This window comes from Agrococcus sp. Marseille-P2731 (assembly GCF_900117395.1).
Lineage (GTDB): Bacteria > Actinomycetota > Actinomycetes > Actinomycetales > Microbacteriaceae > Agrococcus.
The window spans coordinates 59,746-86,340 of the sequence record NZ_FPEG01000002.1 but is presented as its reverse complement, the minus strand read 5'-3'; the positions used below and the strand labels follow the sequence as shown (position 1 = coordinate 86,340).

Here is a 26,595-nt window from a genome sequence, read left to right as displayed (position 1 = left end):
TAGGACGCAGCGGCGGCTAGCCTGAGGGGATGCACCTGATCGCCGGCGAGGACGGCCTCGCCCGCCCCGCGTGGGCCGCCGTCGACCCGCTGCTGCGCGACTACTACGACCACGAGTGGGGCGTGCCGGTGCTCGATGAGACGGGCCTGTTCGAGCGGCTCTCGCTCGAGGCCTTCCAGTCGGGCCTGTCGTGGGTGACGATCCTGCGCAAGCGGCCCGCGTTCCGCGCGGCCTTCGCAGGGTTCGAGGCGGATGCGGTGGCGCGCTTCGACGAGGACGACGCGGCACGCCTGATGGCCGATGCCGGCATCGTGCGCAACCGCCGCAAGGTCGACGCGACGATCCAGAACGCGCGCGCCACCGTGGCGCTGCGCGAGCAGGGCGGGCTGCCGGCGCTGATCTGGTCGTTCCAGCCGGAGACGACACCCGTGCCCGCGTCGTACGCCGAGGTGCCGACGCAGAGCGCCGAGTCGCTCGCGCTGTCGAAGGAGCTCAAGCGCCGCGGCTTCGCGCACGTCGGGCCGACCACGATGTTCGCGCTCATGGAGGCCGTCGGCATCGTCGACACGCACCTCGTCGGCTCGCACCGGCGCGGCACGAGCGGCATCTGGGCCGCGGACGGCACGCGGGCTGCGGCCGCTGCCGAGGCCAGCACACCGACGGAGAGAGGCATCGCATGAGGCGCATCCTGATCGTGCAGTCGCGGCCGGAGGACGACGTCGCCGACGCCGAGCTCGAGGGCATGGTGCGGTTCGGCAGCCTGGACGAGTCCCGCATCCGCCGCGTGCGGCTCGATCGCGAGCAGCCGGCGCTGGAGCTGCGCGACGTCGACGCCGTGCTCGTCGGCGGTGGGCCCGCGAACTTCAGCGACGGGCACGGGAGGCTGCCGCAGCACGCGAGGACGACTGCGTGGCTCACGGACCTGGCGCGGGAGGTGATCCGCGACGACGTGCCCTACCTCGGCGCGTGCCTCGGCCTCGGCGGGCTCGTGCACGCGCTCGGCAGCCGCATGGTGCGCGGCATCGCCGAGTCGGTCGCGCCCGTCGAGCTGAGCCTGGTGGGCGACGACTGGCTCACCCACGGCCTCCCCCGCGCGTTCACGGCGTTCGGCGGTCACAAGGAAGGCATCGCCGAGGCGCCGGAGGGTGCGACGACGCTCGCCGTCTCGGCCACCTGCGTGCACATGGTGCGGGTCGGCCAGCACGTCGTCGGCACCCAGTTCCACCCGGAGCTCGACAGCGCGGGGCTCGAGCAGCGCATCCGCGCCTACCGCGACCACGGCTACTTCTCGCCGGAGGAGGTCGAGGACCTCGTCGCCGCGGGCCGCGCGGCCGACGTCACGCATCCGCAGACCATCCTCGCCCGCTTCACGGAGCGCTACGGGCTCACGCGATGAGCCCGCTGCGGGTGGTCGTCGCGCTCGACTCGCTGAAGGGCAGCCTGAGCGCCGCAGCGGCCTGCGAGGCCGTCGCGCGCGGCGTCCGCTCGGCCGCGCCCGACGCGGCGGTCGCGCAGCTGCCGATGGCCGACGGCGGCGAGGGCTCGCTCGACGCGGTGCTCGCGCGCGGCGGCATCGAGGTCGTCACCGACACCGTCGACGCCATCGGCAGGCCGGCGCGCGCACGCTGGGCGCTGGACGGCGACCGCGCGGTCATCGAGCTGGCCCAGGCCGCAGGGCTCCCCCAGGTCGAGGACGCCCCGCTGCAGCCGCTCGCCGCCTCGACCGCGGGTCTCGGCCTCGTCGTGCTCGACGCGCTCGAGCGCGGTGCGACCGAGGTGACCCTGCTGCTGGGCGGCTCCGCCACGAGCGACGGCGGCGCCGGGCTGCTCACGGGCCTCGGCGCGAGGCTCGCGGATGCGTCGGGCTCCCCCGTGGCGCCGGGTGGCGGCGGGCTCGCGTCGCTCGCACGCCTCGACGCGACGGGCATCGACCCGCGGGCGCTCGCGGCCCGCTGGCGCTTCGTGACCGACGTGGACGCGCCGCTCACCGGCCCGCGCGGCGCCGCTGCGGTCTTCGGGCCGCAGAAGGGCTCCGACGCCGCAGCGGTCGCGCTGCTCGACGCGGCGCTCGACCGCTTCGCCCGCGTCGGCGCCGAGGCGCTCGGCATCGACGCGGCATCGATCATCGACGTGCCGGGCGCCGGCGCCGCCGGCGGCGTCGCGAGCGTGCTGCGCGCGCTGACGGGCGGCGAGATCGTCGCGGGCGGCGCCTGGTTCGCCGACCTCGCCGGGCTCGACGCCGCCGTCGCGGGCGCCGACCTCGTGCTCTCGGGCGAGGGCCGCTTCGATGCGCAGTCCGCCGGCGGCAAGGTCGTCTCCGTCGTGCACGCCGCCGCGCAGCGGCACGACGTGCCGCTCGTCGTGATCGCCGGCTCCGTCGATCCGGAGGCGGCGCGCGAGATGGCGGTGCCGGCGTTCTCGCTCGCCGCCGGGCCCGCGGCGCTCGCCGAGCTGCAGCGCGACGCGGCCGACCTGCTCGCGGCGACCGCCGCATCCGTCACCCGACTGGCGCTGCGCCGGCGCTAGGCGGAGGAGCGCCGCGCCGCTCGCCTCAGGCCGCAGCGTCCGCCAGGCCGCCCGCCGCCTCGATCAGCTCGAGCGCGCGCACCCGCTCGGCGGTCGTGCCGTGCACCGCCATGATCAGCTCGTCGGCGTCGGCCTCGACCTGGAAGCGGCGCAGCGTCGCCACGGCCTCGTCACCGGTGCCGAGCGCCGTGTGCTGCACCATCTTCATGATGCCTGCGGCCTGCGGGCTGTGCGCGAGGGCGTCGAGCTCGTCGTCCCCGACGGTCTGCGCGATCGGGCTGTCTCGCAGCAGCAGCCCCCGCACGCGAGCGCGGATCACCGCTCGCTGCATCTCCATCGCCTCGTCGCGGTGCTCACCGACGACCGCGTTGATGCCGGCGATCACGTAGGGGGCGTCCAGCTGCTCGCTCGGCTCGAGGCGCTCGCGGTAGACCGCGACCGCCTGGTGCAGAGCATCGGGCGCGAAGTGGGAGGCGAAGGCGTAGGGCAGGCCGAGCGCCGCCGCGAGCTGCGCCCCGAAGAGCGACGAGCCGAGGATCGTGAGCGGCACCCTCGTGCCGTGACCGGGCACCGCGCGGATGCCGGGCACCACCGACTCGCCCGCGAGGTAGCCGCGCAGCTCGACGACGTCCTGCGGGAACTGCTCGGAGGCGCGGATGTCGCGGCGCATGGCCGTCCAGGTGCGCTGGTCGCTGCCGGGCGCGCGGCCGAGCCCCAGGTCGATGCGGTCAGGGTGCAGCTCGGCGAGCGTGCCGAACTGCTCGGCGATCACGAGCGGCGAGTGGTTCGGCAGCATGACGCCGCCGGCGCCGAGCCGGATGGTCTCGGTGTGCGCGGCGACGTGCGCGATGAGCACGCTCGTGGCGCTCGAGGCGATGGTCGCCATGTTGTGGTGCTCGGCGTACCAGACGCGGGCGAAGCCCAGCCGCTCTGCGGCCTGCGCCAGCACGACGGAGCCCGCGAGGCTCTGGCCGGCGGTCTCACCGGGGTTGATGGGGGCAAGATCCAGCACAGACAGACGCACCCGTCCAGCCTAGGCCGGACGGGTGCGTCGTGAGCAGCGGATCCGCTGCGGGCGGAACGCTCAGAGCGCCTCGAGCACGACGGCGGAGCCCTGGCCGCCGCCGCCGCAGATGCCGCTCGCGCCCAGCGAGCCGCTGCCGAGCTGCTGCAGCCGGCGGGCGAGGTGGCCGACGATGCGCAGGCCGGATGCGCCGATGGGGTGGCCGAGGGCGATCGCGCCGCCGTTGGCGTTGACGATCTCTGGGTCGACCCCGAGCTGGCGGGTCGAGGCCACGCCGACCGCGGCGAAGGCCTCGTTGATCTCGACCGCCTGCAGCTCGCTCGCCGAGCGACCGGCGCGCGCGAGCGCCTGCTCGATGGCGTCGGCGGGCTGCGAGTGCAGCGACACGTCGGCGCCGGCGACGAAGCCGGTCGAGACGATGCGCGCGATCCCTGCGACGCCGTGCTCGGCGGCGTAGGCGTCGGAGACGAGCACGATCGCGGCTGCGCCGTCGGTGATCTGGGATGCGTTGCCGGCGGTGACCGAGCCATCCTTCGTGAAGGCGGGGCGGAGCCCTGCGAGCGACTCGACCGTGGTGTCGGCGCGCACGCCGTCATCGGCCGAGACCGTCACCGCCTTGCGGCCGGCCTTCGCCTCGATGGGCACGATCTCGCCGTCGAGCGCACCGTCGGCCTGGGCGCGCGCCAGCCGCGCGTGCGAGGCGGCGGCGAGCTCGTCCTGCTGCTCGCGCGTGATCTCGAAGGCCGCGTTGTAGCCGTCCGTCGACTCCCCCATCGCGACCCGGTCGAACGCATCCGTCAGCCCGTCGAACTGCATCGTGTCGATGAGCCCGACGCTGCCGAACTTGCTGCCGGCGCGCATGGGGGCCGCGTGCGGCGCGAGCGACATCGACTCCTGGCCGACGGCCACGACCACGTCGGCCTCGCCGAGCTGGATCATGCGGTGGCCGGTCACGATGGCCTCGGTGCCCGACAGGCACACGGCGTTGACCCCGAGTGCTGGCACGGTCATGGGGATGCCTGCGCCGACGGCGGTCTGGCGCGGCGGGTTCTGCCCGACGGTCGCCTGCAGCACCTGGCCGACGATGACGGCGTCGACGGCCGAGGCCTCGACCCCGGCCTTCTCGAGCGCGTGCTTCGCGGCGTGCGCGCCGAGCTCGGTCGAGGGGGTCTGCGCCAGCTGACCCAGGAACTTGGCGAACGGCGTGCGTGCGTAGCCGGCGATGATCGTCTCGGGCATGGGGCTGCTCCTTCGCAGGTCGGGATGCCACCAAGCCTACGGCTGTCACCCACCTTCGCGGTGTACAACGGGGGCACGACGACAGGAGGCTCCCATGAGCGACAGCCAGCATCACGAAGAGACCTACGAGAAGGACGAGACCACCGAGGTGGCGTCGAAGGCCGAGGACATGCACGACCCCGAGACGGAGGAGGACACGGCCTCCGGGGGGCCGGCGGACTAGTCGACCACGACGCCTGAGCCGAGAGGCTCCTCGAGGCGGCTGCAGCCCGCGGTGCGATCCGCCGGGCTGCAGCCGCTTCGTCGTGCAGGAGGCGGATGGACGCCGTCGCTGCCGCTCAGCCCCGTGACGGATCCGCTGCGACGCTCACCATCCACGTGACGCCCCAGCGGTCCACGAGCATCCCGAAGGTGTCGCCCCACGGCGCCGCTGCGAGCGGCTCCACGATGCGCGCACCCTCCGCGAGCGCCTCCCAGGCGCGGACCAGCGAGTCGCGATCGTCACCGGAGAGCGACACCTGCTGCCCGCGCAGCGGCGCATCCACGCCCGTCGGGGTGTCGCTGCCCATGAGCGTGTGGCCCTCGGCGGTCGTCAGCTGGGCGTGCAGCACCAGGTCGGCGTCCTGGGGATCGTGCGGCACGCCGCCGTCGCCGAAGGTGTTGATCACCAGGTCGCCGCCGAAGACGCCGTGGTAGAAGTTCATCGCCTCGCGCGCTTCGCGCTCGAAGGCCAGGTAGGGGTTCATCGTGGTCGCCATGCGACTGCTCCTCTCGGCGGCCGCGCGGCCGCGTGGACAGCATCGCGCAGCACCGGCGGGAGCGCCAGCGGCAGCGCAGCGTCAGGCGGAGCAGGCGCTGCGGCGGCAGCAGCAGCGGCAGCGCAGCGTCAGCCGGGGCAGGCGCTGCGGCGACAGCGGCAGCGGGAGGGCCAGCGGCGGCGACAGCGGCAGCGGCAGACCGATCGCGTGACCGGCAGACCTGTCGCGTGACCGGCAGGCACGTTGCGGGACCCCGTCCGCCAACGGGGACCCGGTGCACCGGGTCCGGCAAGGCGGGAGGGGTCCCGCGCGTGGGGAGGGCGGCCGGGTGGCCCGCCCGGCGAGACTGCGAGGGCCGGGGCTGCGCTCCGGCGGGCGAACAGCTGCTGAGCGCGCTACTCGGCGGTCGTCAGCGCGAACCGCCACGCCTCGGCGATCGCCGCGTCGATGCCCCGCGGCGAGACCGCGTCGCCGATCGTGGTGACGGGGATGCCGAGGCTCGCCTCGAGCGCAGCGGCGGCGGTGTCTGCCGCGCGTCCGTCCAAGCCGACCTGCACGCGGGGCGTGAGCGCGACGATCGCGCTCGGCCGCTCCAGCGGCGCCGCGGCGCCGGTCAGCGTGTCGATCGCGGTGACCGCCCCGCCGCCTGCGCGCACGCGCGCGCTCGTCATGCGGTCGAAGCGGCCAGCGGCGAGCGCGCGCAGCACCAGCTGCCGCTCGGAGCCCGTGCGCACGTGCGGCAGCAGCTGCTCGAAGGGCGTGACGACCTGCACCGCCGCGCCGCTCGCGACGAGGCTGAGCAGCACGCCGGAGGCGTAGGCGGTGCCGTCGTCGTCGACGACCAGGATGCGGTCGCCGAGCGCGGCAGGGTCGTCGAGCGCCGTCCACGCGTCGACCGTCTCCGGCCGGTCCCCCTCGAAGGCCTCGTCGACAGCGAGCGACGTGGTCGAGGGGGCGGCCGCGCCGGTCGCGAGCACCACGCCATCCGGTGCACTGGCGCGGATCGCCGCCGCATCCGCGAGCACGCCCAGGCGGAGGTCGACGCCCGCAGCCCTGGCATCGCGCTCGAGGTCAGCGACGAGCAGCGCGACCGCCTCGCGCCCTGGCACGCGCGCGGCGCGCACGAGCTGCCCGCCGAGCTCCTGCTCGCGCTCCAGCAGGGTCACCGCGTGGCCCAGCTGCGCGAGGTCGAGCGCCGCGCGCAGGCCGGCCGGCCCGCCGCCGACCACCGTCCACCTGCGGGCGACCGAGGCGGCGCGCGGCCGCACCTCGAGCTCCCTGCCGGCCTCGGGGTTCACGGTGCAGCTGACCGCGAGGCCCTGGCTCCCGCGCCCGAGGCAGCCCTGGTTGAGGCGGATGCAGTGCCGGATGCCGTCGGCCCGGCCGGAGACGAGCTTGGACGCGAGATCCGGGTCGGCGAGCTGCCCGCGCGTGAGGGCCACCATGTCGGCGATGCCGCTGGCGACGACCTCCTCTGCGTCCTCGACGCGCAGCGCCGCGCCGACGCCGAACACCGGGATGTCGGGGTTCGCACGCTTGAGCGCCGCCACCTCGTCGCGCAGCCACGCCGCGGGCATCGCCGACGAGGGGAAGACCCAGTGCACGTCGTGGTAGCCGCCGGCGGCGGTGTCGAGGAAGTCGATGCGCGCCTCCTGGCGCAGCGCTGCCACGATCTCGCGGCAGTCCTCGGCGTCGAGTCCGGCGGCGTTGTGCTCGTCGAGGACGATGCGGATGCCGACGGTGAAGTCATCGCCCACGCGCTCGCGCACCGCACGCAGCACCTCGCGCGGGAACCGCGTGCGACCCTCGAGGTCGCCGCCGTACGCATCCGCCCTGCGGTTGTACAGCGGGCTGAGGAACTGGTGCAGCAGGTAGCCGTGCGCGAGGTGGATCTCGACGCCGTCGAAGCCGCCGAGGCGCGATCGCTCCGCGGCCCCCGCCCATGCCTCGACGAAGTCGGCGATGTCGCGCTCGCTCGCCGCGCGCGTCGCGACCGAGGTCGACGGCGAGAGGATGCGGCTGGGCGCGAACACCGGCCGTGGCCCGTCGGGCCCCTCGGGCGACGCCTGCGCGCCGTGGTGGTTGAGCTGCACGAGCACCCTCGCGCCGGCCTCGTGGATGGCATTCGTCATGCGCCGGTTCGCGTCGACCGCCTCGGGGCGCCAGGCATCCTCGAAGCCGCGCGTCGAGGCGGTCGGGTGCACGAGGTGGTTGCCCGCGACGAACAGCCCGCAGCCGCCGTGCGCCCTCCGCACGAAGTAAGCGGTCTCGCGGTCCGACTCCACGCGGTCGGAGTACTGCTTCGAGTGCGCGGCCTGCATGATGCGGTTGGGTGCCTCGAAGCTGCCGATGCGCAGCGGACTGGAGAGGATGCTCACGGTCCGATCCTGGCATCGCGCGCGCGGCCCGGCGTGCCGTACCCCACGTCGTCTAGCATGAGCCTGCACTTCATGCACGATTGCGAGGTCTCGCCAGTGGACGAGCAGGCGCCGAGCGAGCCCACGGGCTCGGCGGAGGCTGAGGCGCGCCGCCGCATCACGGTGCTGGCCGAGCTGCGGCGCCGCCGCAACCGCCGTCGCTGGAGGGTCGGGCTCGCCACCGCAGCCGCGACCGCGCTCATCGTCTCCGGCTCCGTCGTCGCGTGGAGCTCGCAGGCCCGCGCCGGCGACCTGGCCGGGCAGATCGAGGCGTGGCACGTCGAGCACGAGCTCGCCGGCTGCGAGCTGACCGTGCGGGTCGTGAGCGCTGTCGGGCTCGAGCGCCGCGCGCAGGACGTGCTCGAGGCGGCCGAGCACGTCGCCGCCGCCGAGTGGGTCCTGCCTGCAGCCGAGCGCGCCTCGCTCGGCACGCAGCGCGACGGCATCCTCGCGACGATCGCCGAGGGCGGCTTCGTGAGCGACGAGGATCGCGAGCTCGCCGACACCTGGGTGGCCCGCGCGGACGCCTCCGGCGACCCGGAGTCGTTCGACGTGCTGCAGGCCTGCGTCGATGCGGCCGCCGAGCAGCGCGCGCCGATCGACGGCGTGACGGCCGAGCGTGCCGACGCGCTCGCGCGCGAGCTCCGCGCGCTCGGCGACCCCCGCGACTTCGACGACGCCCGCATCGACCGGCTCGAGGCCGCCATCGAGCAGCTGAAGGGCGCGGCGATCGCCACCGCCCAGCACCGCACCGACGTCGCCACCCTGCAGGCCGAGCTCGCGCTCGCGCCGGCCGAGGCGCTCGCGAGCCTGCGCGACTCCGATGCGCACCTGACCGCGGTGCTGGACGTGCTCGCGGGCGAGCACACCGCATCCGACGTGCTCGATCTGGTCGAGGGCATCACGCTGCACGTGGCCTCCGCGTGGATGGCGGAGGCGTTCCAGCTCGAGGCGCAGGGCGAGGCCGACGCGGCCGCAGCGCTCGCGGCCGCCTCGCAGGCGACGCGCGATGCGATCCAGGGTGCCGCCCCGCGGCCGATCACCGATCCCGGCACGGCCCGGCCGACACCGACCGTGCCGCCGCGCGAAGAGTCGCCGGCTCCGCCGCCCGTGCCATCCACGCCGACGACGCCGACCACGCCCACGATCCCGCCGACGGTCCCCACCACGCCGCCGGAGCCGACCACTCCGGTCGACCCCCCGCAGCCGACCGATCCGCCGCCCACCGATCCCGACCCCGAGCCTGAGCCAGAGCCAGAGCCCACCGTCCCGAGCGACCCGGGTGCCGGCGTCGCGCCGCCCGCGGAACCACCGCCCGGGACGTAGCAGCGGCCGGAGACGGGCTCGTACGCCACCGCCCCATCAGCCGCGCTTTGCGGCATGATCGTAGGCATGACGACGAGCAATGACGCTCGCCTTCGACTCGACTCGCTCGCGGTGCATGCCGGCCGCGAGGACCTCCAGTCGCTCGGCGTGCACGCGACACCCATCGACCTCTCCTCGACCTACCCGCTGTCGGGGGTGGAGGCCGGCGGTGAGGCCTACGAGCGCATGGCGACGGGCGGCGACATCGGCGACGGCTCGGCGGTGTACCAGCGCCTGTGGAACCCCACGGTCGCCCGCTTCGAGCAGGCCTTCGCCGCCCTCGAGGGCGCCGAGGCCGCGGTCGCCTTCGCCTCCGGGATGGCGACCGTGACTGCCGTGCTCACCGCCGCGCGGCAGCGGCGCGGCAACCACGTCGTGGCGCTCCGCCCGCTCTACGGCGGCACCGATCACCTGCTGGCGACCGGCCTGCTCGGCACCGAGACGACCTTCGTCGACGCCGTGGAGCAGGTCGAGCGCGCCCTGCGTCCTGACACCGGCCTCGTGATCGCCGAGACGCCCGGGAACCCCACGCTCGAGCTCGTCGACCTCACCGCGCTCGTCGCGGCGGCCGGTGACGCTCCCGTGCTCGTCGACAACACCTTCGCGACCCCGGTGCTGCAGCGCCCGCTCGCGCACGGCGCGGCGCTGTCGCTGCACTCGGCGACGAAGTACATCGGCGGGCACGGCGATGTGCTGGGCGGCGTCGTCGCGTGCTCGGCCGAGTGGGCGCAGGCGCTCCGGCCGGTGCGCGCCATCACCGGCGCCATCGCGCATCCGTTCAGCGCCTACCTGATGCACCGCGGACTGCAGACGCTGCCGCTGCGCGTGCGTGCGCAGCAGTCGGGCGCCCAGCGGGTGGCGCAGGCGCTGCTGCAGATGGCGGGCGTGCGCGCGGTGCGCTTCCCGGGTCTCGAGGGATGCGACCCTGGGGGTCTCGTCGGCGAGGGCCGGCAGATGGCGGGGCCGGGCTCGATGATCTCGATCGACGTCGGCACCGCCGCTGGCGCCGCCGCGATCACCGAGGGCGTGCGGCTGTTCACGCACGCCGTCTCGCTCGGCAGCGTCGACTCGCTCATCCAGCACCCGGCGTCGCTCACGCACCGCCCCGTCGCACCGGAGGCGCGACCGCACGCCGGCGTCGTGCGGCTCTCGATCGGCCTGGAGGACCCCGCCGACCTGATCGCCGACCTCGAGCAGGCGCTCGCCGGCAGCCGGGGCTAGGCGTCGTCGAGGGCGAGCGGCAGGCGCAGCTCGGCGGTCAGGCCGCCGCTCTCGCCGGCGCGGAGCGCCACGGTGCCATCGTTGCGACGCGCGAGCTCCGCCACGATCGCCAGCCCCAGGCCGGTGCCCTCGACGTTCTCCCGCTCGGCGCTCGGCGCGCGGTAGAAGCGCTCGAACGCCTGCTCGAGCTCCTCCGCCGCCATCCCCGGTCCCGAGTCCGTGATGACCATGCGCGCGTGCGTCCCATCCGCCTCGGTGCGGAGTGAGATGCTGCCACCCTCGGGCGTGAACTTGCAGGCGTTCACCAGCAGGTTCGAGAGCATGCGGATGGCGTCGTGGCGGTCGGCGCGGACCGCGTGCTCGCACGGCTCGACGCTCACGGCGATGCGCTTGCGCTCGAGCACCACGCGCAGGTTGCCGATGACCTCGTCCAGGACGTCGTCGCAGCGCACCCGCTCGCGATGCAGCGGCGGTGCGTCGCGCGATCCGCGGCTGAAGGTCAGGAGATCCTCGACGAGCTCGGACAGCCGACGCGCGTTCCGCTCGATGACGCGGACCCACCCGCGCTCGGTGCTGCCGATCTGCTCTCCGTCGGCCAGCAGCTCTGCGTAGCCGACGATGCTCGTGATCGGCGTGCGCAGCTCGTGGCTCGTGGTCAGGAGGAAGTCGTCGCGCTGCCGCTCGAGCTCTGCGCGGATGCTGCGGGTCGCCTCGATCTCGACCTCTGCCGCGACCTGCGCGCGCCGGGCCCGCAGGATCGCGGTGACGTCGATCAGCTGCACGGCCACCCGATCGGCGGCGCCGTCGATCGGGTTCGCCGCGACCGTGATCGCGCGATCCTCCTCTGCGTCGACCGTCACCGGCTCGCCGGTGCGCAGGGCGCGGAGCGCGGCGGAGCGCAGGGGCCCCGACCACGACTCGCCCTCGACCTCCGCGTCGCCCAGCATCCGCCTGGCCACGCGGTTCGCCCAGGTGACGCGCATGGCGTCGCCGCTGCGCTCGGCGACGACGAGCCCGATGCGTGCATCGATGACGCTCCCGGTGAGCAGCCGGTTCGTGGCGTCCACCTGGCGCGCGAGCGACCGCAGCTCGTACTGGGCGGCAGAGAGCACCACCGCGAAGCCGCCGAACGTGACGAGCATGGCCTCGAAGAGCGCCGCGCCCGTGAGCAGGTCGAGCTCGTCGTCGCGGAACGGGCCCCCGACCACCGTCATCAGGAGCATCACGAGCGCACCGGCGATGGCCTGCGCGAGCACCATGCGGATGGGGAAGCGCAGCGCCGCCCACGCGAGCAGGGGGAACGGCGCGAAGGCGAGCGGCAACGGGGAATCCGGGCTGAAGACCAGCACGATGATGCCCAGCAGCAGCACGCTCTGCAGCAGCATCTCGATGCGGCTCGCGCGCACCGGCACCGGCGTCGGCAGCGCGCCCAGCGGGGCGATCAGCACGACGGCGGCAGCGTGCGAGGCTGCGATCGACAGGGCCGTCCCGAGCAGTGCGCCGCCGGCGAGCAGCGCGACCGCAGCGCCGGCGACCAGCCCCGTGGCGCACGCGCCCAGCACGACCGCGAGCGCGAAGCGCACCCCCGCGCGCAGCGTGGAGAGCTCGAAGCGCCGCGACGCGGCACCCAGCACCGCGATGATGACCGCGACCTCTGCCGCGTTCGCGACACCGAGCGCGAGGGCGAGCAGCGGCGTCCGGCCAGCCACGAGGTTGGCGAGCGCGGTCGCGACGACCACCACGGCGAGCACCGCGGGCATGCGAGTCGGCGCCTGCAGCAGCGCGAACAGCACCGCGATGCCTGCGGCGGGCCACCACACAGCGACGATCGCGCCGACCGGGGCGAAGGTGACGCCGATCACCGCAGCGACGAAGATCGACGCCGCGGCGATCGCCCAGGCCCACACCGGCAGCCGAGGCCGCGGGCTGCTCGCTCGCTCGCCGTAGCGCTCCTCACCGGTGCTCTCGGTGCTCATGGGCCCACGGTACGCATCCCCGGCACTCCTGCACAGGTGTTCCGCATAGCCTGGCCGCGTCCGGCAGCACCGCTTCGACGAGACGACACGAGGGCCAGCCATGCCACGAGGAGGCCGCGCCACCACTGCGCTGCTCGCGAGCGTCGCCGCGGCCGCGCTGCTGCTGACGTCGTGCGGGGGCGCGGAACCGGGCTCGACGACGATGCCCGCGCCGACCGCGACCGACGCCCAGGCCGAGCCGAACGCATCCGACCCCGCCGAAGGCGTGCCGGGCACGCTCGACGAGCCTGCAGAGCTCGCGACGGGGCTGCAGGCACCGTGGTCGATCGCGTTCCTCGACGAGCGCACGGCGCTGATCAGCGAGCGCGACACCATGGTGATCCGCTCGCTGTCGCTCGACGGCAGCGGCGCACCCAGCGGCGAGGCGCAGCAGATCGCGCAGCTCTCGGGCGGCACCGCCTCCGGCGAGGGCGGGCTGCTCGGCATCGCGATCGGCGACGGCCACCTCTACTGGTACCTCTCGACCGCCGACGACAACCGCGTCGCGCGCGCGACGATCGTCGAGAGCGACGGCGGCATCCTGATCGGCCAGCCCGAGGAGGTGCTCACCGGGATCCCGGTCGCCGGCAATCACAACGGCGGCAGGCTCGCCTTCGGGCCCGACGGGATGCTCTACGTCACCACGGGCGACGCAGGTGCGCCGGGCACCGCGCAGGATCCCGACAGCCTCGCCGGCAAGATCCTGCGGCTCGAGCCGGACGGCTCGATCCCCGCGGACAACCCGGTGGCCGGCTCCCCCGTCTACACGCTCGGGCACCGCAACCCGCAGGGCATCGCCTGGGCTGAGGACGGCACGATGTTCGCGACCGAGTTCGGGCAGGACACCTGGGACGAGCTGAACCGCATCGAGGCCGGCGCGAACTACGGCTGGCCCGCGGTGGAGGGGATCGCCGAGGTGCCGCGCTTCACCGATCCCGTGCAGCAGTGGTCGCCGGGCGAGGCGAGCCCGAGCGGCATGGCGGCCGCGGGCGGCAGCCTCTGGATCGCGAACCTGCGCGGCGAGTCGGTGCGCGAGGTCTCGCTCGACGAGCCTGCTGCCTCGGTCGTCCACTGGCAGGGCCGGTTCGGGCGGATGCGCGACGTCGTCGCGGCGCCCGACGGCTCGCTATGGGCGCTCACCAACGCCACGGACGGGCGCGGGCAGCCCGCGGAGGGCGACGACCGCATCCTGCGCTTCGCGCCGTAGTCCGCGCGGCCGGCGCGTCTCGCCACCGGCTCAGACGGGAGCGACGACCTCGCGCTCTGCTGCGTCGGCGTCGGCGCCGCGGCCGCGGATCGCGAAGCCGAACGCGAAGGCCACGAAGAACATCAGCACGCCGTAGACCGCGGCGGGCAGGCTCAGCTCGACGGAGCCGAGCACCGTCTGCGCGATGACGATGGCCAGCGTGGCGTTGTGGATGCCGATCTCGAACGAGGACGCGATCGCCTGCCGGCGGCCGACGCGCGCGAGGCGCGGCACGGCGTAGCCGACGGCGAGGCTGATGGCGCAGAACGCGACGACGATGAGAGCGAGCTGTCCCACGTTCTCGAGCAGCAGCTGCCAGTTCGCCGCGACGGCGCCGGCGATCACGACCGCGAGGATCACGACCGAGAGGATGCGCACGGGCCTGTCGCAGCGCTCGGCGAAGGCGGGCCACAGGCGCCGCACGACCATGCCGAGCACGACCGGCAGCAGCACGATCGCGAAGACCTCGAGCGTCTTGCCCCACTGCAGCCCGAGCTGGCCGTCGAAGGGCTGGAAGTGCCAGATCGCGAGGTTGGTGATGATCGGCAGCGTGATGACCGCGAGCACCGAGTTGACGGCGGTCAGCGAGATGTTGAGGGCGACGTCGCCACGGAAGATGTGGCTGTAGAGGTTGGCGGTCGTGCCGCCGGGCGAGGCGGCCAGCATCATCATGCCGACCGCGAGCACGGGCGGCAGCTGGAACAGCAGCACGAGGCCGAAGCAGACGGCGGGTAGCAGCAGGAGCTGGCACGCCAGGGCGATGAGGACGGCGCGGGGCTGCTTGGCGACCCTGGCGAAGTCGGAGGTCGTGAGGCCCAGGCCGAGCCCGAGCATGATGATGCCGAGCGCGATCGGCAGCCCGATGGTCGTCAACGCTGAGTCCATGCGCTGAGTATGCCTCACCGCCGCCGCGCCGCGCTCCGTAGACTCGAGGGGTGACGTTCACCCGCACGATGCTCCAGGTCGCCGCGTCCGATCCGGACCGGCTCGCGCTCTCGGGTGACGGCGAGCGGCTCACCTACGCCGGCCTCGTCGACGAGGCGACGCGCATCCGCTCGGGCATCGAGGCGCTGCTGGCGCAGAGCACCGGCAGCACCGGCAGCAGCGACAGCCCCATCCCGATCGTCGCCGTCTCGCTCTCGCGGGCGTTCGACGTGGGCCGCTTCATCGCAGGGCTCGCCTCCTTCCGCGCGATCGTCGCCGTGCTCGACCCGCTCTGGCCGCTCTCGCACCGCCTCGAGACGGTGCGCCGCGTCGAGCCGGCGCTCGTCATCACCGACGAGCCAGAGCTGGAGCGGGCGCTCGACGGGCTCAAGCCCTGGCACGGCAGCGCCGTCTCGCTCGAGCGCTTCGAGGCGGTCGCCGCCGCCGCGCCCGTCTCCGCCGGCCCCGAGGTGCGGCCGCGCGACGAGCCCTACCTGCTGCTGTTCACCTCAGGCACGACCGATCTGCCGAAGGGCTTCCTGCGCACGCGCGGCAGCTGGGATGTCAACGTGGGCGTCAGCCGCCGCTCCCTCTTCGCCGAGGAGGGCATCCAGACGATCGCGCCCGGTCCGGTCTCCTACAGCCTCACCCTCTATGCGCTGGTGGAGGTGCTCGCGACCGGCGGCTCGCTCTTCCTGCAGTCGCGCTTCGACGCGAGGGACGCGGTGCGCAGCATCGAGGAGCACCGCATCGAGCGCTTCGTGGGCGTGCCGTCGATGCTGCTCGCGCTCGCCGCTGCGGCGCGGCGAGACGGCGGGGCCGGCGGGTCCGGAGCCGGTGGCCCGCTCTCGTCCCTGCGCTCTGTCGTGACCGGCGGCGCCAACCAGTCGCAGCGCATCCGCGACCTCTTCACCGCTGCCGCCCCGCAGGCGCGGCTTCGCAGCTACTACGGCGCGAGCGAGATCGGCTTCATCGGCTACAGCGATGCCGGCGACGGCACGCGCCTGACGCCCTTCGACGGGGTCGAGGTGAGCGTGCGCGACGATGCCGGCACCCCCGTGCCCGACGGCGAGATCGGCACCCTGCACATCCGCGTCGCCTCTGCCGTCGAGCGCTACCTCGCGGCGACGAGCCACGAGCGCATCACCGGCGCCGACGGCTGGTCGAGCGTCAGCGACCTCGCGGCGCTCGTCGACGGCGCGATCGTGCTCGCGGGCAGGGCCGGTGACATCGCGGTGACCGGCGGGCACAAGGTGTCGCTGCCGCAGGTCGAGCGTGCGCTCGCGACGGTGCCCGGCTGCGAGCAGTGCTGCGCGATCGCGCTGGCGGATGCGGCGCTCGGCTCCATCGTGGCGGTGGTCGTCGAGGGCGTGCGGCGGGAGGACGGCGGCGATGCGGCCGCTGGGGTGCCCGCGAAGGCCGTCATGCGCGACGCGCTGCGGGGGCTGCTGCCCGAGCAGTTCGTGCCGCGCCGCTACTACCGCGTCGACGAGCTGCCGCGCACGGCCGGCGGCAAGATCCGCCGCGTCGCGGTGGCCGAGCTGGTCGCCGCCGGATCGGCGGAGCGGCTGTGAGCGGCAGCGCGGCTGCGAGCGGCAGCGCGGCTGCGAGCGGCAGCGCGGCGCACAGAGATGCCCGCGGCACGCGCGCGGTCATCACGGGGCTCGGCGCCGTGACGCCGAACGGGCTCGACATGGCGGAGAATTGGGCCGCCGTCGTCGCCGGCCGCAGCGGCATCCGTGCGCTCGAGAGCGTCGACGTGAGCGACCTGGCGGTCAAGGTCGGCGGTGAGGTGCGCGGCTTCGACCCGCTCGCGCACGTCTCTCGCACCGACGCCCGCCGGCTCGACCGGCACGCGCTCTTCGCGATCGCGGCCGCCGCCCAGGCGCTCGAGGGCTTCGTCGCGGCCGACCCCTCGCGCTTCGCGATCACGGCGGCGACGGGCTCCGGCGCGGTGGGGCTCACGCAGGAAGCGGTGCGAGCGCTCGACCAGCTCGGCCCGCGCCGGGTGCCGCCCGGCGTCGTGATCTATGGCGGCCCCGATGGCGCTGCGGCCTACCTGAGCCAGCGCTACGGCGCGCGCGGCGCGAGCGCGGGCGTCTCGGCGACCTGCGCGAGCGGTGCGGTCGGCCTCGGCGAGGCCCTGCGCACCATCCGGCACGGGTATGCGGATGCGGTGCTCGTCGTCGGCGCGGACGACTGCCTCAACCGCGTCAACCTCGGCGTCAACGCGACGCTGGGATCGCTCGCGCCCGGCTTCGCCGACGAGCCGTGGCGCGCATCCCGCCCCTTCGACCGGGCCAGATCGGGCTTCGTGATGTCGTCCGGGGCTGCCGCGGTGCTCGTCGAGTCGGAGGAGCACGCGCGGCGCCGCGGAGCGATGGTGCTCGGCGAGCTCGCGGGCTATGGCGCGAGCTCGGATGCGTTCCACGCGACGGCGCCGGAACCGGAGGGCCGCGGCGCAGCAGCGGCGATGCGCGCGGCGATCGACGATGCGCGGCTCTCCCCCGCCGACGTCGACCACGTGAACGCGCACGGCACCGGGACGCCGCTGAACGACGCGATGGAGGCCAGGGCGCTCGCCGCGGTGCTCGGCGCATCGCTCGCGGGCGTGCCCGTCACCTCGACGAAGTCGGTCACCGGCCACCTGCTCGGCGGCGCCGGCACGCTCGAGGCGGCGCTGTCGCTGCTCGCGATGCGCGACGGCGTGATCCCGCCGACGATCAACCTCGATGAGCCCGAGTTCCCGCAGCTCGACGTCGTCGCTCACGCGGCCCGCCCCGCGGCGCTGCGCACCGTGCTCTCGAACTCGTTCGGCTTCGGCGGCCACAACGCCGCGCTCGTCCTCCGCGCGTTCTAGCGCTGCGCCCGAGCCATGCCGCGTGGTGGCGCGGCGAGCCGCTCCACCCCGCGCCGCGCCACGCCGGACCGCGCCACCTGTCCCGAATCGAGGAGCGATTCGCGAAGCGTCTCGAACAGAGGAGAAGCTGGCCGCTCTCGGCCAGCGCTCCTCTGCTCGCGACGCGCGACGGCAGCTCGCGGCGCGCGACGGCGCTCAGAAGGCGGCGGGCACCCCCAGCTCCTCGAGCGTCTCGCGCACGTGGTCGCTCGTCAGGGCGCGCACCAGCGCGGCGATCTCGGGCGAGTCGGCGTTGTCGGGCCGCGCGACGAGCGACACCTCGAAGGCCGCGTCCTGCTCGATCGCGAGCCCGTCCTCCTGCGGCGTCAGCCCCAGCTGCCGGGCGAACGACGGCAGGTTGAACACCGCATCCATCTCGTCGTACGCGGTGTTCAGCTGCAGCAGGTCGATCTGCGTGATCTCGAGCTCGCGCGGGTTCGAGACGATGTCGCTCGTGCGCGCGGCGAAGCGCTCGGCCGCCGGGTCGAGCTCGATGAGCCCCTCGTCGGCGAGCATCTGCAGCGCGCGCCCGGCGTTCGAGGTGTCGTTGGGGATCGCGATGCGCCCGCCCTCCGGCAGCGCCTGCAGGTCATCGAGCGTCTTCGAGTAGAACGCCACCACGGTCGCGTAGACGGGCTGCACGACCTCGAGCTCGGCGCCGTTGGCGGCGTTGAACTCCTCCATGAAGCCCTCGAACTGCACGAGGTTCGCGTCGATCTCGCTGTGCTGCAGCAGCACGTTGGGCTGCACGTAGTCGTTGACGGGCACGAGCTCGACCTCGTAGCCCTCCTCGATCACCTCGCCGGCCGCCTCGACCGCGTCGGTCATCGGCGTGACCGTCGCCGCGACGCGGATCGTGACGGGCTCGGATGCGCCGGCCGGCTCGGCAGCGCCGCCGCCGGCGGGCGCGGAGCACGCACCGAGCGCGAGCGCGAGGCCGACGGCTGCAGCGGCAGCGGCGAATGCGGGACGGGGTCGGATGCTCATGATGCCTCTCGGAGGGTGCGACGGGATCGGTGGAGGGATGGGGCGGAGGCGCTGCGCTTGTCGAGGCGCGCGGAGACCCGCTCGCCGACGGTCTGGAGCAGCAGCACGCAGACGATGACGATGACGATCGTCGAGTACATGAGGGGGTAGTCGTACTCCTGGTAGCCGAAGCGCAGGGCGAAGTCGCCGAGGCCCCCGCCGCCGACGATGCCGAGCACCGTCGAGTAGGAGACGAGGCTGATCGCGGCGCTCGTCAGCGCGTAGACGAGGCCCGACCGCCCCTCGACGAGGAGGAAGTGCCAGACCGTCTGGAGCACATCCGCCCCCATGGAGCGCGCGGCGGCCAGCACGCCGGAGGGCACCTCGAGCAGGATCTGCTCGACCAGCCGCGCGTAGATGGCGACGCCCACGAAGCAGAGCGGGAAGGTGGCGGCCCCGGTGCCGAAGGTGGTGCCGTAGAGCAGGCGGGTGAGCGGGATGAGGAAGACGACGAAGAGCAGGAACGGGAACGAGCGCACGACGGTGACGTAGAGGTTCGCCACCGCCCAGAGCGCGCGGTGCTCCTTGGGGCCGCCCGGCCGCGTGAGGAAGATGAGCACGCCCAGCGGCAGGCCGAGCACGACGGCGGCCACGAGCGAGAAGCCGAGCATGAAGCCGGTCTCGGCCATGGCGATGCCGATCTGGTCGGCGTTCGCGGCGAGCGAGTCGAGGAATTCGCTCATGCGCCGAGCACCCGCTCGACGTGCGCGGCATAGGAATCGCGGCGCTCGCGCTTGGCGGAGCGCGCGACCGGGAAGACGGTGCGCAGCTCCCCGCGCTCGAGCACGGCGGCGCGATCGGCGATCGCGGCGACCGAGTCGAGCTCGTGCGTGACGAGCACGACGGTGGCGCCGAAGTCGCGCCGGGTGGCGGCGAGCAGCTCGAGCACGTCCTCGGTGGCGCGGGTGTCGAGCGAGCTGGTCGGCTCGTCGGCGAGCAGCAGGCCGGGCCGCGTCACGAGGGCGCGGGCGATGGCGACGCGCTGCTGCTGGCCGCCGGAGAGCTGCGCGGGGTGGTGCTGCGCGCGGTCGGCGAGGCCGACGTAGTCGAGCAGCTCGGCCACCAGCGCCGGATCCTGCGAGCGCTGCAGCGTGAGCGGCAGCGCGACGTTCTGCTGCACGGTGCGGTTCGCGAGCAGGTTGAAGCCCTGGAACACCATCCCGATGCGCCGACGGAGGCGCCGGATCTCGCGGCCGCTGAGGGTGGCGGGGTCGGTGCCGTCGATGGTCACGCGACCCTCGGTCGGATGCGCGGCGGCGTCGAGCAGGTGCAGGAGCGTCGACTTGCCTGCGCCCGACTCGCCGACGACGCCGAGGATCTCGCCGCGGGCGATGTCGAGGGTGGCGATGGGGCCGGAGGACTGCACTGCTGCCCCTCTCGCAGGGCGTCGGACCGATTCTTGTGCTCAGTCCAACAATACCCGCTGCGGCGTGCCTAGGGGCGCAGCAGCACCTTGCCGACCCGGCCGGGCGTCAGGCTCGCCCGCACGGCGGCCTGCACGTCGTCGAAGGCGTGGATGCTCGACACCGGCAGGGTGAGGTCGCCGTCGGCGAGGCGCTCGGCCAGCTCGGCGAAGAGCCGCTGGCGCACCTCGGGCTGCATGCTGCGGCTCACCGTGCTGCCCCAGAAGCCGCGCACGGTGGCCTGCTTGAAGATGAGGTCGCCGACCGGCACCTCGAGGGTCGCGTCGCCCATGGCGCCGAACGCGATCAGCGTGCCGCCCTCGCCGAGCACCGACAGCAGCTCTGCCGCTGCAGCTCCGCCGACCGAGTCGACGGCCGCGACCACGCGCTCCCCGCCCGTGATCTCCTCGACGCGCTCGCGCCAGCCCGCATCCGACGTGGTCACCACGTCGCCGATGCCGGCGTCCTGCAGCTCGTCGATCGCCTCGGCGCGGCGCACGAGGCCCACGACGCGGATGCCGCGCGCGCGGGCGAGCTGCGCGACCATGCGACCGACGGCACCGTTCGCAGCGTTCTGCACGATCCACTGGCCGGGCTCGAGCGCGAGGTCGTGCAGCAGGCTGACGGCGCTGAACGGCATGGCGACGAGCTGCGCGGCAGCCTCGTCGGGCAGCTCGGCAGGCGCCGGCATGAGGCCTGCCGCCTTCGTGACGAACTGCTCGGCCCAGACGCCGAAGACACCGCCGGCGATCACGCGATCGCCGACCGCGAGCGAGTCGACGCCCTCGCCGAGCGCCTCGACGACGCCGACGGCCTCGGTGCCGCTGGCAGCGGGCAGCTCGGGCACGAAGCCGTAGGTGCCGCGCACCGTCCAGAGGTCGTGGTTGTGGATCGTGGCGAGCGTGGTGCGCACGCGCACCTCGCCGGGGCCGGGCTCGGGGGTGGGGCGATCGACGACGCGCAGGACGTCCTCGGGCTCGCCGAACTGCTCATGGATGACGGCACGCATGGGTGCTCCTCTCGGGTGGGTGACGGATGTGGTGGTGCGGGAGGCGGAGTTCAGGAGGCGCGGCGCGACCGGTCGCGCCACCGCCGGCGCAGCGCATCCCACGCCCCGGTCGACCAGAGCGCGACCGCGACGAGCAGCGGCTGGAAGAAGAGGCGACCGAAGCGGGCGCCGTCGGAGTCGAGCCCGAAGCCGTCGCGGCCCTCGATCCACTGCGCGATGTTGCCGGGGAAGACCGCGACGAAGAACGCCGCGACGATCAGCCCGACCCACACGCGGGAGCGGCGCACGACCAGGAGCGCAGCGCCGAGCACGATCTCGACGACGCCGGAGGCGAGCACCACGACGTCGGGATCGAGCGGCAGGAAGCTCGGCACCTGCGCCTGGAACTCCTGCCGGGCGAATGTCAGGTGGCCGACGCCGGCGAGCACGAGGGCAGCACCGAGCAGCACCCGCGCGATCGTGCGCGGGAGCGATCGGCGGGGGGCGCCCTCGCGCTCGGCGTCAGTCATCGGAGACGGCGATCGTCACGTCGATGTTGCCGCGCGTGGCGTTCGAGTAGGGGCAGACGGCGTGCGCGGCGTCGGCGAGCTCGCGGGCCTGGGTCTCCGGCACGCCCGGCAGCACGACCTCGAGGTGCACGGCGAGCCTGAAGCCGCCCGAGCCGTCGGGGCCGATCTGCACGCGGCCGCCGACGCTCGAGTCCGTCAGCGTGACCTTCTGGGCGCGCGCCACCGACTGCAGCGCCGAGTGGAAGCAGGCTGCGTAGCCGGCCGCGAACAGCAGCTCGGGGTTGGCACCCTTGCCGGAGCCGCCCATCTCGGCGGGCACGGCCATCTCGAGGTCGAGCTTCCCGTCGACGGTGGTGACGCGGCCGTCGCGGCCAGCGCCGGTCGACAGGGCCTCAGCGGTGTAGAGCACGTCCATGGTGGTTCCTCTCGTCGTCGGCAACGCGGATGCGTCGCACGGGTGAAGCGTTGGGGGTCGCGCCGTGCGGTCGGCAGCAGCGCCGAAGCGGCGCTCAGCGCGCCGCGAGCACCGAGGACGGATCGTCGGCCACGGCGTGCATCGAGGCCGAGATGCCGTGGAGCGTCTGCAGCAGCTGCTCGCCGTCGACGCCGTCGGCGAGGCCGAGCCCGCGGGCGACCGCTGCCGGCACGCCCTCCATCTCGCTGCGCAGCGCGGCGCCGCGCTCCGTGGGGCGCACCGTGACGACGCGCGCGTCGCTGCCGCCGCGCTCGCGCGCGACGAGGTCGCCCTGCTCCATGCGGGCGAGCAGCGGCGAGAGCGTACCGCTGTCGAGCTGCATCCGCTCCCCCAGCGCCTTGACGCTCTGCGGCCCCTCGACCCAGAGGGTCACGAGCACGAGGTACTGCGGGTAGGTGAGCCCCCACGGCTCGAGCAGGCTGCGGTAGGCCTGCGTCGTCGCGCGCGCGGCGGCGTAGAGCGCGAAGCAGACCATCTGGTCGGTGACGCGCTGCTGGTTCGCTTCCGGGGCCATGACTCGATCGTTGCACACAATTCAGTTGTGCACAACCGAAGTGCTGCGCGTTCGCGCCTCAGGGCTCGACCGCGCGACGCGAACGCATCTGCGCGAGCGGCCGAGCGAGCCTCGGGTTGCCCGCGAGCACCGCCTCGTGCCGCTGCAGGAAGTCCCAGTACCCCTCCGTGAACGCCGACTCCTTCCCCGCCTGCTGCGACGGCCACCACCGGCCCATGCGCTGCAGGTAGGCGCCGCCGGAGACGTAGGGCTTCGTGCCGACCATGCCGCCATCGGCGAACTGGCTCATCCCGAACACGTTCGGCACCATCACCCACTCGTAGGCGTCGACGAAGAGCGAGAGGAACCAGCGGTTGACGGAGGCCGGCGCGTAGCCCTCGAGCAGGAACCAGTTGCCCAGCACCATCAGCCGCTCGATGTGGTGGGCATAGCCGTGGCGCAGCACGCGCTCGAGCACCGTGCGCACCGGCACCGGCAGCTCCGCCGGCACGCCCTCCCCCGTGTACCACCAGGGCTCGAGCTCGCGCGTGAGGCCCAGCGCGTTCGCGCCCTCGAGCTCCGGATGCGCGCGATACATGCCGCGCATGTACTCGCGCCAGCCGATGACCTGGCGCAGGAATCCCTCGAGCGACGGCAGCGGAACGTCGCCGCTCGCGCCGAGCACCGCATCCACCACGTCGTGCGGGGCGAGGAGACCGGTGTTGAGGGCGGGCGTCAGCACCGAGTGGAAGAGGAAGGGCTCGTCGGCCGCCATCGCATCCTCGTAGCGCCCGAAGTCGCCCAGGCGCTCCTCGACGAAGGCGTCGAGCCAGGCGAGCGCATCGTCGCGCGTGACGGGCAGCCAGAAGTCGCGCGCGTCGCCGGGGTGATCGGGGAAGCGCTCGCGCACCTCGTCGATGACCTCGAGCGTGATGGCATCGGGCTCGCTGCGGGGCAGCGGCGGGATGGGGATGCCCGCCTTGGGCAGGGGCTCGCGGTTGTCGGCGTCGTAGTTCCAGCGACCGCCCGCGGGGTGCGCGCCCTCCATGAGGATGCCGGTGCGCTGCCGCTGCCAGCGGTAGAAGTCCTCCATGCGCGCTCGGGGATGGTCGCGGAACCACGCGTCGAGCTCGGGCTCGGGCGTGAGGAACGCGCGGTCGGCGTAGCGCTTCGAGCGGATGTCGGCGGCGGCGGCGATGCGGTCGATGCGACGGTCGACGCCGCGGTCGGCAGCGCGCATCCACGCGAGCCCATCGATGTCGTGCCGCTCGATGAGGTGGGCGACGCCGGCCGCGAAGCCGCGGCCATCGGTGTGCCGCAGGTATCGCACGGTGCGGCCCTGCTCGCGCTGCCGCTCGGCGAAGTGGCGCATCGCCGAGAGCACCAGCACGATCTTGTGCTGGTGGTAGGGCAGCCGGTCGAACAGCGCCGCCGACTCGACCATGAGCAGCTCGTCGATGTCACCGTCGTCGAAGGCCGGATGCCGCTCGAGCAGCTGCGTGCCGAGGATGAGCGCGGCCCTCACCGCGCCTCGCGCCGTCTCGTCGCCATGCTGAGCAGTGTCGCCGACCAGCCTGGGCGCCGGCGATCAGGCTGGAGGCGACGGCGGCGGTAGACCGGCGTCAGCCGATCGGCCGCAGGCCCTCGGGCGTCTCGATGAGCAGCTCGAGCTCGTCGGGCTTCGGCCAGGCGGTCAGCTCGTGCACGCCGCGGTCGGCCTCCATCCACGCGACGCGCTCCTCCTCGCTCCAGTCGCGCCCCTCGGCGATCGAGAGCACCGCGAGCCGGCCCTCCTGCACCGCGAGCGCGACGTCGAACGAGCGGCCCTCGAGCGGGCGGTAGCGGCCGATCACCGGGAAGCTCGCGTCGCCCGGCACGGCGAGCGGCGCGACGGCGGGCACGGCGAAGCCGATGCCCGGCCAGAAGGCATCGGGCTCCGGCCCCTCCCAGACGGATGCGCGCGCATCGGCGAGCTGGGCGCGCAAGGTCGCCGCGCCGAAGTCATCGGTCGCGCCGAGCAGCCGCTCGGCGAGCGCTCGCACCTCGGCCGGCACCTCGACGAGCGTCTCGGTCGGTTCGACCCCGGCATCCCCGTGGCCTCCCGCCGCAGCGGCCTCGAGCGTTGACCGGCGAGCGAGCCACCAGGTCCCGAGCGCAGCGACAGCCGCACCGGCGGCGAGCACCGCGCGGGGCCGCCCGACGCCCGCGGCGAGCAGGCGGTCGTGCACGCGCGCGTCGATCGCCTCCCCCGCCTCGGCGATGCCGAGGGCTGCGCCAGCCGCGCCGACCGTGAGCCCGATGCGCGTCGCGAGCGGCAGCTCCACGGGCTCCTCCTGGAACGAGGCCCACGTGGTCCAAGCGGTGACGCCGGCTGCGGCGGCGCGATACGCCAACCTGCCACGGACGCTCAGGGAGCGCGGCTCGATGAGCGTGAGGCCGGCGATGGCGGCGGTCGAGACGGCGCCGTGCGCGACGCTGCTGGCGTCGTTGGCGCGCGCGAGTGCGGAGCGGAGCTGGAGGGGCATGCTGTCGAGGCTATCCAGAAGCACCCGTGCGAGCGGTGGGCGAGGGATGCGCGGAGCGCGATGCGGCCGAGTCAGATCGTGGGCAGATCCGCGACGGCGACGACGCCCGCGTCCTCGCCGCGCACCTCGAGCCGCACGACATCCTCGCGCAGCACCGCCGCGTTCACGCGGCAGTGGATGCGCACGTCGGAGCCCAGCATCGCGCCGGCAGAGAACTCGGTGCCGTCGGTGCCGATCAGCACGACGTCGTAGGTGGCGCCGACCTCGAGCCCGTCAGCGTCGAGGATCGCCTCGGTCCCCCAGGTGTGCGCCACGATCTCGGCCTCGACCGTGCCCTCGTCGAGGCTCTCGCGCACCTCCACGGCCTCGATCGCGCCGAGCGTCCCGGGTGGGCCCTGGGGCGTCGGCGTGAGCAGGGGCGGCAGCACCGCACCGACGCCGATGCCGACGGCGAGGCAGGCGGCGGCGAGCAGCGGCACCCAGGCGCGGCGGCGCTGGGCTCGTCTCGCGCTGCGCGGCGCGCGCACGCCCAGCTGCGGCGGGGCGGTCACGCGCACCACGCGGTCGCGCAGCGCCGCGCTCGGCTCCGCCTCCTCCCACGCCGGGGTCGCCCGTGCGACGGCCTGCATCATCGATCGCAGGCCCTCGATCTCCGCGTCGATCGCGGGATCGCTGGCGCGGAGGGCGTCGAGCTCGGCGCGCTCGGCCGCGCTGAGGTCGTCGGAGACCGCGGCGGCGATGAGCTCCGAGCGCCGGTCGTCAGCTGTGGGCATGGGCTTCTTCCGATCCTTCGAGGTGGCCGCGCAGCGCCCGCAGGGCGTGGAACGCGCGGGTCCGCAGCGTGGCGACGGGGGTGCCGGTCGCGTCGGCGAGCTCTTGGTACGAGTGGCCGCGCAGGTGCACGGCGACGATGACCTCGCGGTGCGGGGCGCTGAGGATCGCGAGCGCCTCCGTGATGCGCAGCCGCTCGAGCGGGTCGACCGCGCTCGCCGGCTGGTCGTCGAGGAGCGCCTCCTCGCCGAACCGCGGCGTGCGCGCCCGCGACCGCAGCGCATCCGCGATCACGTTGCGAGCGATGGCGAACAACCAGGTGCGCTCGGATGCGCGCGCCGGGTCGTAGCGCTCCTGCGCCCGCCAGGCGCGCAGGAAGGTCTCCTGCACGCAGTCCTCGGCGAGCGGATGATCGCGCAGCGCGTTCACCGCGAAGCCGAGCAGTGCCGCGCCGTGGTCGTCGAACGCGCGCCCAGCGTCGAACGCAGCGGGCTCGTCGAGCGGGTGCTCCATCAGGCTTCCTCCGGGCTGCGGCGCACGTGCGGTCACGTTGGCACGCTCCCCTCAGGCTAGGCGATCGACATCGCTGGAGAGGCGAGTCACCAGGGAGTACGTCGGCGCAGCCTCCGGCGTTCACGCGAGGCCCAGATCCGGGCATCTCGAAGCGTTCTCCGGCCGCGATGAACGGACGGCCCCTTGCCGGCGTATCTCCTCACAGGGGATGCACCCGGCATCCGCGCGTCGAGAGGT

At 74.1% G+C, this 26,595-nt stretch carries 26 protein-coding genes; 9 read left to right on the top strand and 17 right to left on the bottom strand.

The window, feature by feature from the left end:
• Positions 1–29: 29 nt before the first annotated feature.
• Genes BQ6202_RS04380 through BQ6202_RS04370 form a run of 3 tightly spaced genes read left to right on the top strand, consistent with a single transcriptional unit; the run spans position 30 to position 2,526 of the window.
• A complete protein-coding gene (locus tag BQ6202_RS04380) occupies positions 30–680 on the top strand; it encodes a DNA-3-methyladenine glycosylase I (protein WP_072313278.1) in 651 nt (216 codons plus the stop codon).
• Positions 677–1,396, top strand: coding sequence for a glutamine amidotransferase-related protein (locus BQ6202_RS04375; RefSeq protein ID WP_072313277.1), 720 nt, complete (start codon positions 677–679; stop codon positions 1,394–1,396). The genes BQ6202_RS04380 and BQ6202_RS04375 overlap by 4 nt, the downstream gene beginning before the upstream one ends.
• Positions 1,393–2,526: a glycerate kinase gene (locus tag BQ6202_RS04370; RefSeq protein WP_072313276.1), complete on the top strand. Its 1,134-nt coding sequence runs from the start codon at positions 1,393–1,395 to the stop codon at positions 2,524–2,526. The genes BQ6202_RS04375 and BQ6202_RS04370 overlap by 4 nt, the downstream gene beginning before the upstream one ends.
• Positions 2,527–2,551: 25 nt before the next feature.
• Here BQ6202_RS04370 and BQ6202_RS04365 read toward each other — a convergent pair whose 3' ends face one another.
• Positions 2,552–3,550, bottom strand: a complete 999-nt coding sequence (locus tag BQ6202_RS04365) for an LLM class flavin-dependent oxidoreductase (protein ID WP_072313275.1) — start codon at positions 3,548–3,550, stop codon at positions 2,552–2,554.
• 60 nt (positions 3,551–3,610) lie between these two features.
• Positions 3,611–4,789 carry an acetyl-CoA C-acyltransferase gene (locus BQ6202_RS04360; protein ID WP_072313274.1) on the bottom strand — a complete coding sequence of 393 codons (1,179 nt, stop codon included), beginning with the start codon at positions 4,787–4,789 and terminating at the stop codon, positions 3,611–3,613.
• Positions 4,790–4,883: 94 nt separating this feature from the next.
• On the opposite strand from BQ6202_RS04360, the gene BQ6202_RS15195 reads away from it, so the two are divergent.
• The gene (locus BQ6202_RS15195) at positions 4,884–5,012 is read left to right on the top strand and encodes a hypothetical protein (protein ID WP_268753744.1); all 129 of its coding nucleotides are present in this window, start codon (positions 4,884–4,886) and stop codon (positions 5,010–5,012) included.
• 115 nt (positions 5,013–5,127) lie between these two features.
• On the opposite strand, the gene BQ6202_RS04355 is transcribed toward BQ6202_RS15195, so the two are convergent.
• Complete coding sequence (locus BQ6202_RS04355; RefSeq protein WP_072313273.1) at positions 5,128–5,547, bottom strand: VOC family protein; 420 nt, start codon at positions 5,545–5,547, stop codon at positions 5,128–5,130.
• A 395-nt stretch (positions 5,548–5,942) separates the two neighbouring features.
• The gene (locus BQ6202_RS04350; protein WP_072313272.1) at positions 5,943–7,925 is read right to left on the bottom strand and encodes an oxidoreductase; all 1,983 of its coding nucleotides are present in this window, start codon (positions 7,923–7,925) and stop codon (positions 5,943–5,945) included.
• A gap of 72 nt (positions 7,926–7,997) precedes the next feature.
• On the opposite strand from BQ6202_RS04350, the gene BQ6202_RS04345 reads away from it, so the two are divergent.
• Positions 7,998–9,290, top strand: coding sequence for a hypothetical protein (locus BQ6202_RS04345; protein ID WP_143143638.1), 1,293 nt, complete (start codon positions 7,998–8,000; stop codon positions 9,288–9,290).
• A 66-nt stretch (positions 9,291–9,356) separates the two neighbouring features.
• Positions 9,357–10,550 carry a trans-sulfuration enzyme family protein gene (locus BQ6202_RS04340; RefSeq protein WP_083587017.1) on the top strand — a complete coding sequence of 398 codons (1,194 nt, stop codon included), beginning with the start codon at positions 9,357–9,359 and terminating at the stop codon, positions 10,548–10,550.
• Here BQ6202_RS04340 and BQ6202_RS04335 read toward each other — a convergent pair.
• On the bottom strand, positions 10,547–12,526 hold the full coding sequence (locus BQ6202_RS04335; RefSeq protein ID WP_072313269.1) for an ATP-binding protein: 1,980 nt from the start codon (positions 12,524–12,526) through the stop codon (positions 10,547–10,549). The genes BQ6202_RS04340 and BQ6202_RS04335 overlap by 4 nt on opposite strands.
• Positions 12,527–12,626: 100 nt before the next feature.
• Between BQ6202_RS04335 and BQ6202_RS04330 the strand changes: the two genes are divergently transcribed.
• On the top strand, positions 12,627–13,772 hold the full coding sequence (locus tag BQ6202_RS04330) for a PQQ-dependent sugar dehydrogenase (protein ID WP_072313268.1): 1,146 nt from the start codon (positions 12,627–12,629) through the stop codon (positions 13,770–13,772).
• 30 nt (positions 13,773–13,802) lie between these two features.
• Here BQ6202_RS04330 and BQ6202_RS04325 read toward each other — a convergent pair whose 3' ends face one another.
• Positions 13,803–14,696 (bottom strand): bile acid:sodium symporter family protein, encoded by an 894-nt coding sequence (locus tag BQ6202_RS04325; protein WP_072313267.1) that lies wholly within the window; start codon positions 14,694–14,696, stop codon positions 13,803–13,805.
• Between the two features lie 50 nt (positions 14,697–14,746).
• On the opposite strand from BQ6202_RS04325, the gene BQ6202_RS04320 reads away from it, so the two are divergent.
• Positions 14,747–16,309, top strand: coding sequence for a class I adenylate-forming enzyme family protein (locus tag BQ6202_RS04320; RefSeq protein WP_143143637.1), 1,563 nt, complete (start codon positions 14,747–14,749; stop codon positions 16,307–16,309).
• Positions 16,306–17,595 (top strand): beta-ketoacyl-[acyl-carrier-protein] synthase family protein, encoded by a 1,290-nt coding sequence (locus tag BQ6202_RS04315; RefSeq protein ID WP_083587015.1) that lies wholly within the window; start codon positions 16,306–16,308, stop codon positions 17,593–17,595. Before BQ6202_RS04320 ends, BQ6202_RS04315 begins: the two co-directional genes overlap by 4 nt.
• A 195-nt stretch (positions 17,596–17,790) precedes the next feature.
• Here the strand turns inward: BQ6202_RS04315 and BQ6202_RS04310 are convergent, their stop codons facing one another.
• From BQ6202_RS04310 to BQ6202_RS04255, 11 genes are all read right to left on the bottom strand, one after another.
• A complete protein-coding gene (locus tag BQ6202_RS04310; protein ID WP_072313266.1) occupies positions 17,791–18,621 on the bottom strand; it encodes a MetQ/NlpA family ABC transporter substrate-binding protein in 831 nt (276 codons plus the stop codon).
• Positions 18,618–19,343: a methionine ABC transporter permease gene (locus tag BQ6202_RS04305; protein ID WP_072313265.1), complete on the bottom strand. Its 726-nt coding sequence runs from the start codon at positions 19,341–19,343 to the stop codon at positions 18,618–18,620. The genes BQ6202_RS04310 and BQ6202_RS04305 overlap by 4 nt, the downstream gene beginning before the upstream one ends.
• Positions 19,340–20,026 (bottom strand): ATP-binding cassette domain-containing protein, encoded by a 687-nt coding sequence (locus BQ6202_RS14550; protein WP_083587013.1) that lies wholly within the window; start codon positions 20,024–20,026, stop codon positions 19,340–19,342. Before BQ6202_RS14550 ends, BQ6202_RS04305 begins: the two co-directional genes overlap by 4 nt.
• Before the next feature lie 68 nt (positions 20,027–20,094).
• Positions 20,095–21,072, bottom strand: coding sequence for a zinc-binding dehydrogenase (locus BQ6202_RS04290; protein WP_072313264.1), 978 nt, complete (start codon positions 21,070–21,072; stop codon positions 20,095–20,097).
• A 50-nt stretch (positions 21,073–21,122) separates the two neighbouring features.
• Positions 21,123–21,581 (bottom strand): DoxX family protein, encoded by a 459-nt coding sequence (locus BQ6202_RS04285; RefSeq protein WP_072313263.1) that lies wholly within the window; start codon positions 21,579–21,581, stop codon positions 21,123–21,125.
• Complete coding sequence (locus BQ6202_RS04280; protein WP_072313262.1) at positions 21,574–21,996, bottom strand: organic hydroperoxide resistance protein; 423 nt, start codon at positions 21,994–21,996, stop codon at positions 21,574–21,576. The genes BQ6202_RS04285 and BQ6202_RS04280 overlap by 8 nt, the downstream gene beginning before the upstream one ends.
• Before the next feature lie 94 nt (positions 21,997–22,090).
• Positions 22,091–22,570 (bottom strand): MarR family winged helix-turn-helix transcriptional regulator, encoded by a 480-nt coding sequence (locus tag BQ6202_RS04275; RefSeq protein WP_234946117.1) that lies wholly within the window; start codon positions 22,568–22,570, stop codon positions 22,091–22,093.
• 58 nt (positions 22,571–22,628) lie between these two features.
• Positions 22,629–24,074 carry a cryptochrome/photolyase family protein gene (locus BQ6202_RS04270; RefSeq protein ID WP_072313261.1) on the bottom strand — a complete coding sequence of 482 codons (1,446 nt, stop codon included), beginning with the start codon at positions 24,072–24,074 and terminating at the stop codon, positions 22,629–22,631.
• Between the two features lie 97 nt (positions 24,075–24,171).
• Positions 24,172–25,074 carry a hypothetical protein gene (locus BQ6202_RS04265; RefSeq protein WP_072313260.1) on the bottom strand — a complete coding sequence of 301 codons (903 nt, stop codon included), beginning with the start codon at positions 25,072–25,074 and terminating at the stop codon, positions 24,172–24,174.
• A gap of 71 nt (positions 25,075–25,145) precedes the next feature.
• A complete protein-coding gene (locus BQ6202_RS04260; protein WP_072313259.1) occupies positions 25,146–25,847 on the bottom strand; it encodes a hypothetical protein in 702 nt (233 codons plus the stop codon).
• Positions 25,834–26,358: an RNA polymerase sigma factor gene (locus BQ6202_RS04255; protein WP_072313258.1), complete on the bottom strand. Its 525-nt coding sequence runs from the start codon at positions 26,356–26,358 to the stop codon at positions 25,834–25,836. The genes BQ6202_RS04260 and BQ6202_RS04255 overlap by 14 nt, the downstream gene beginning before the upstream one ends.
• Positions 26,359–26,595: the final 237 nt, after the last annotated feature.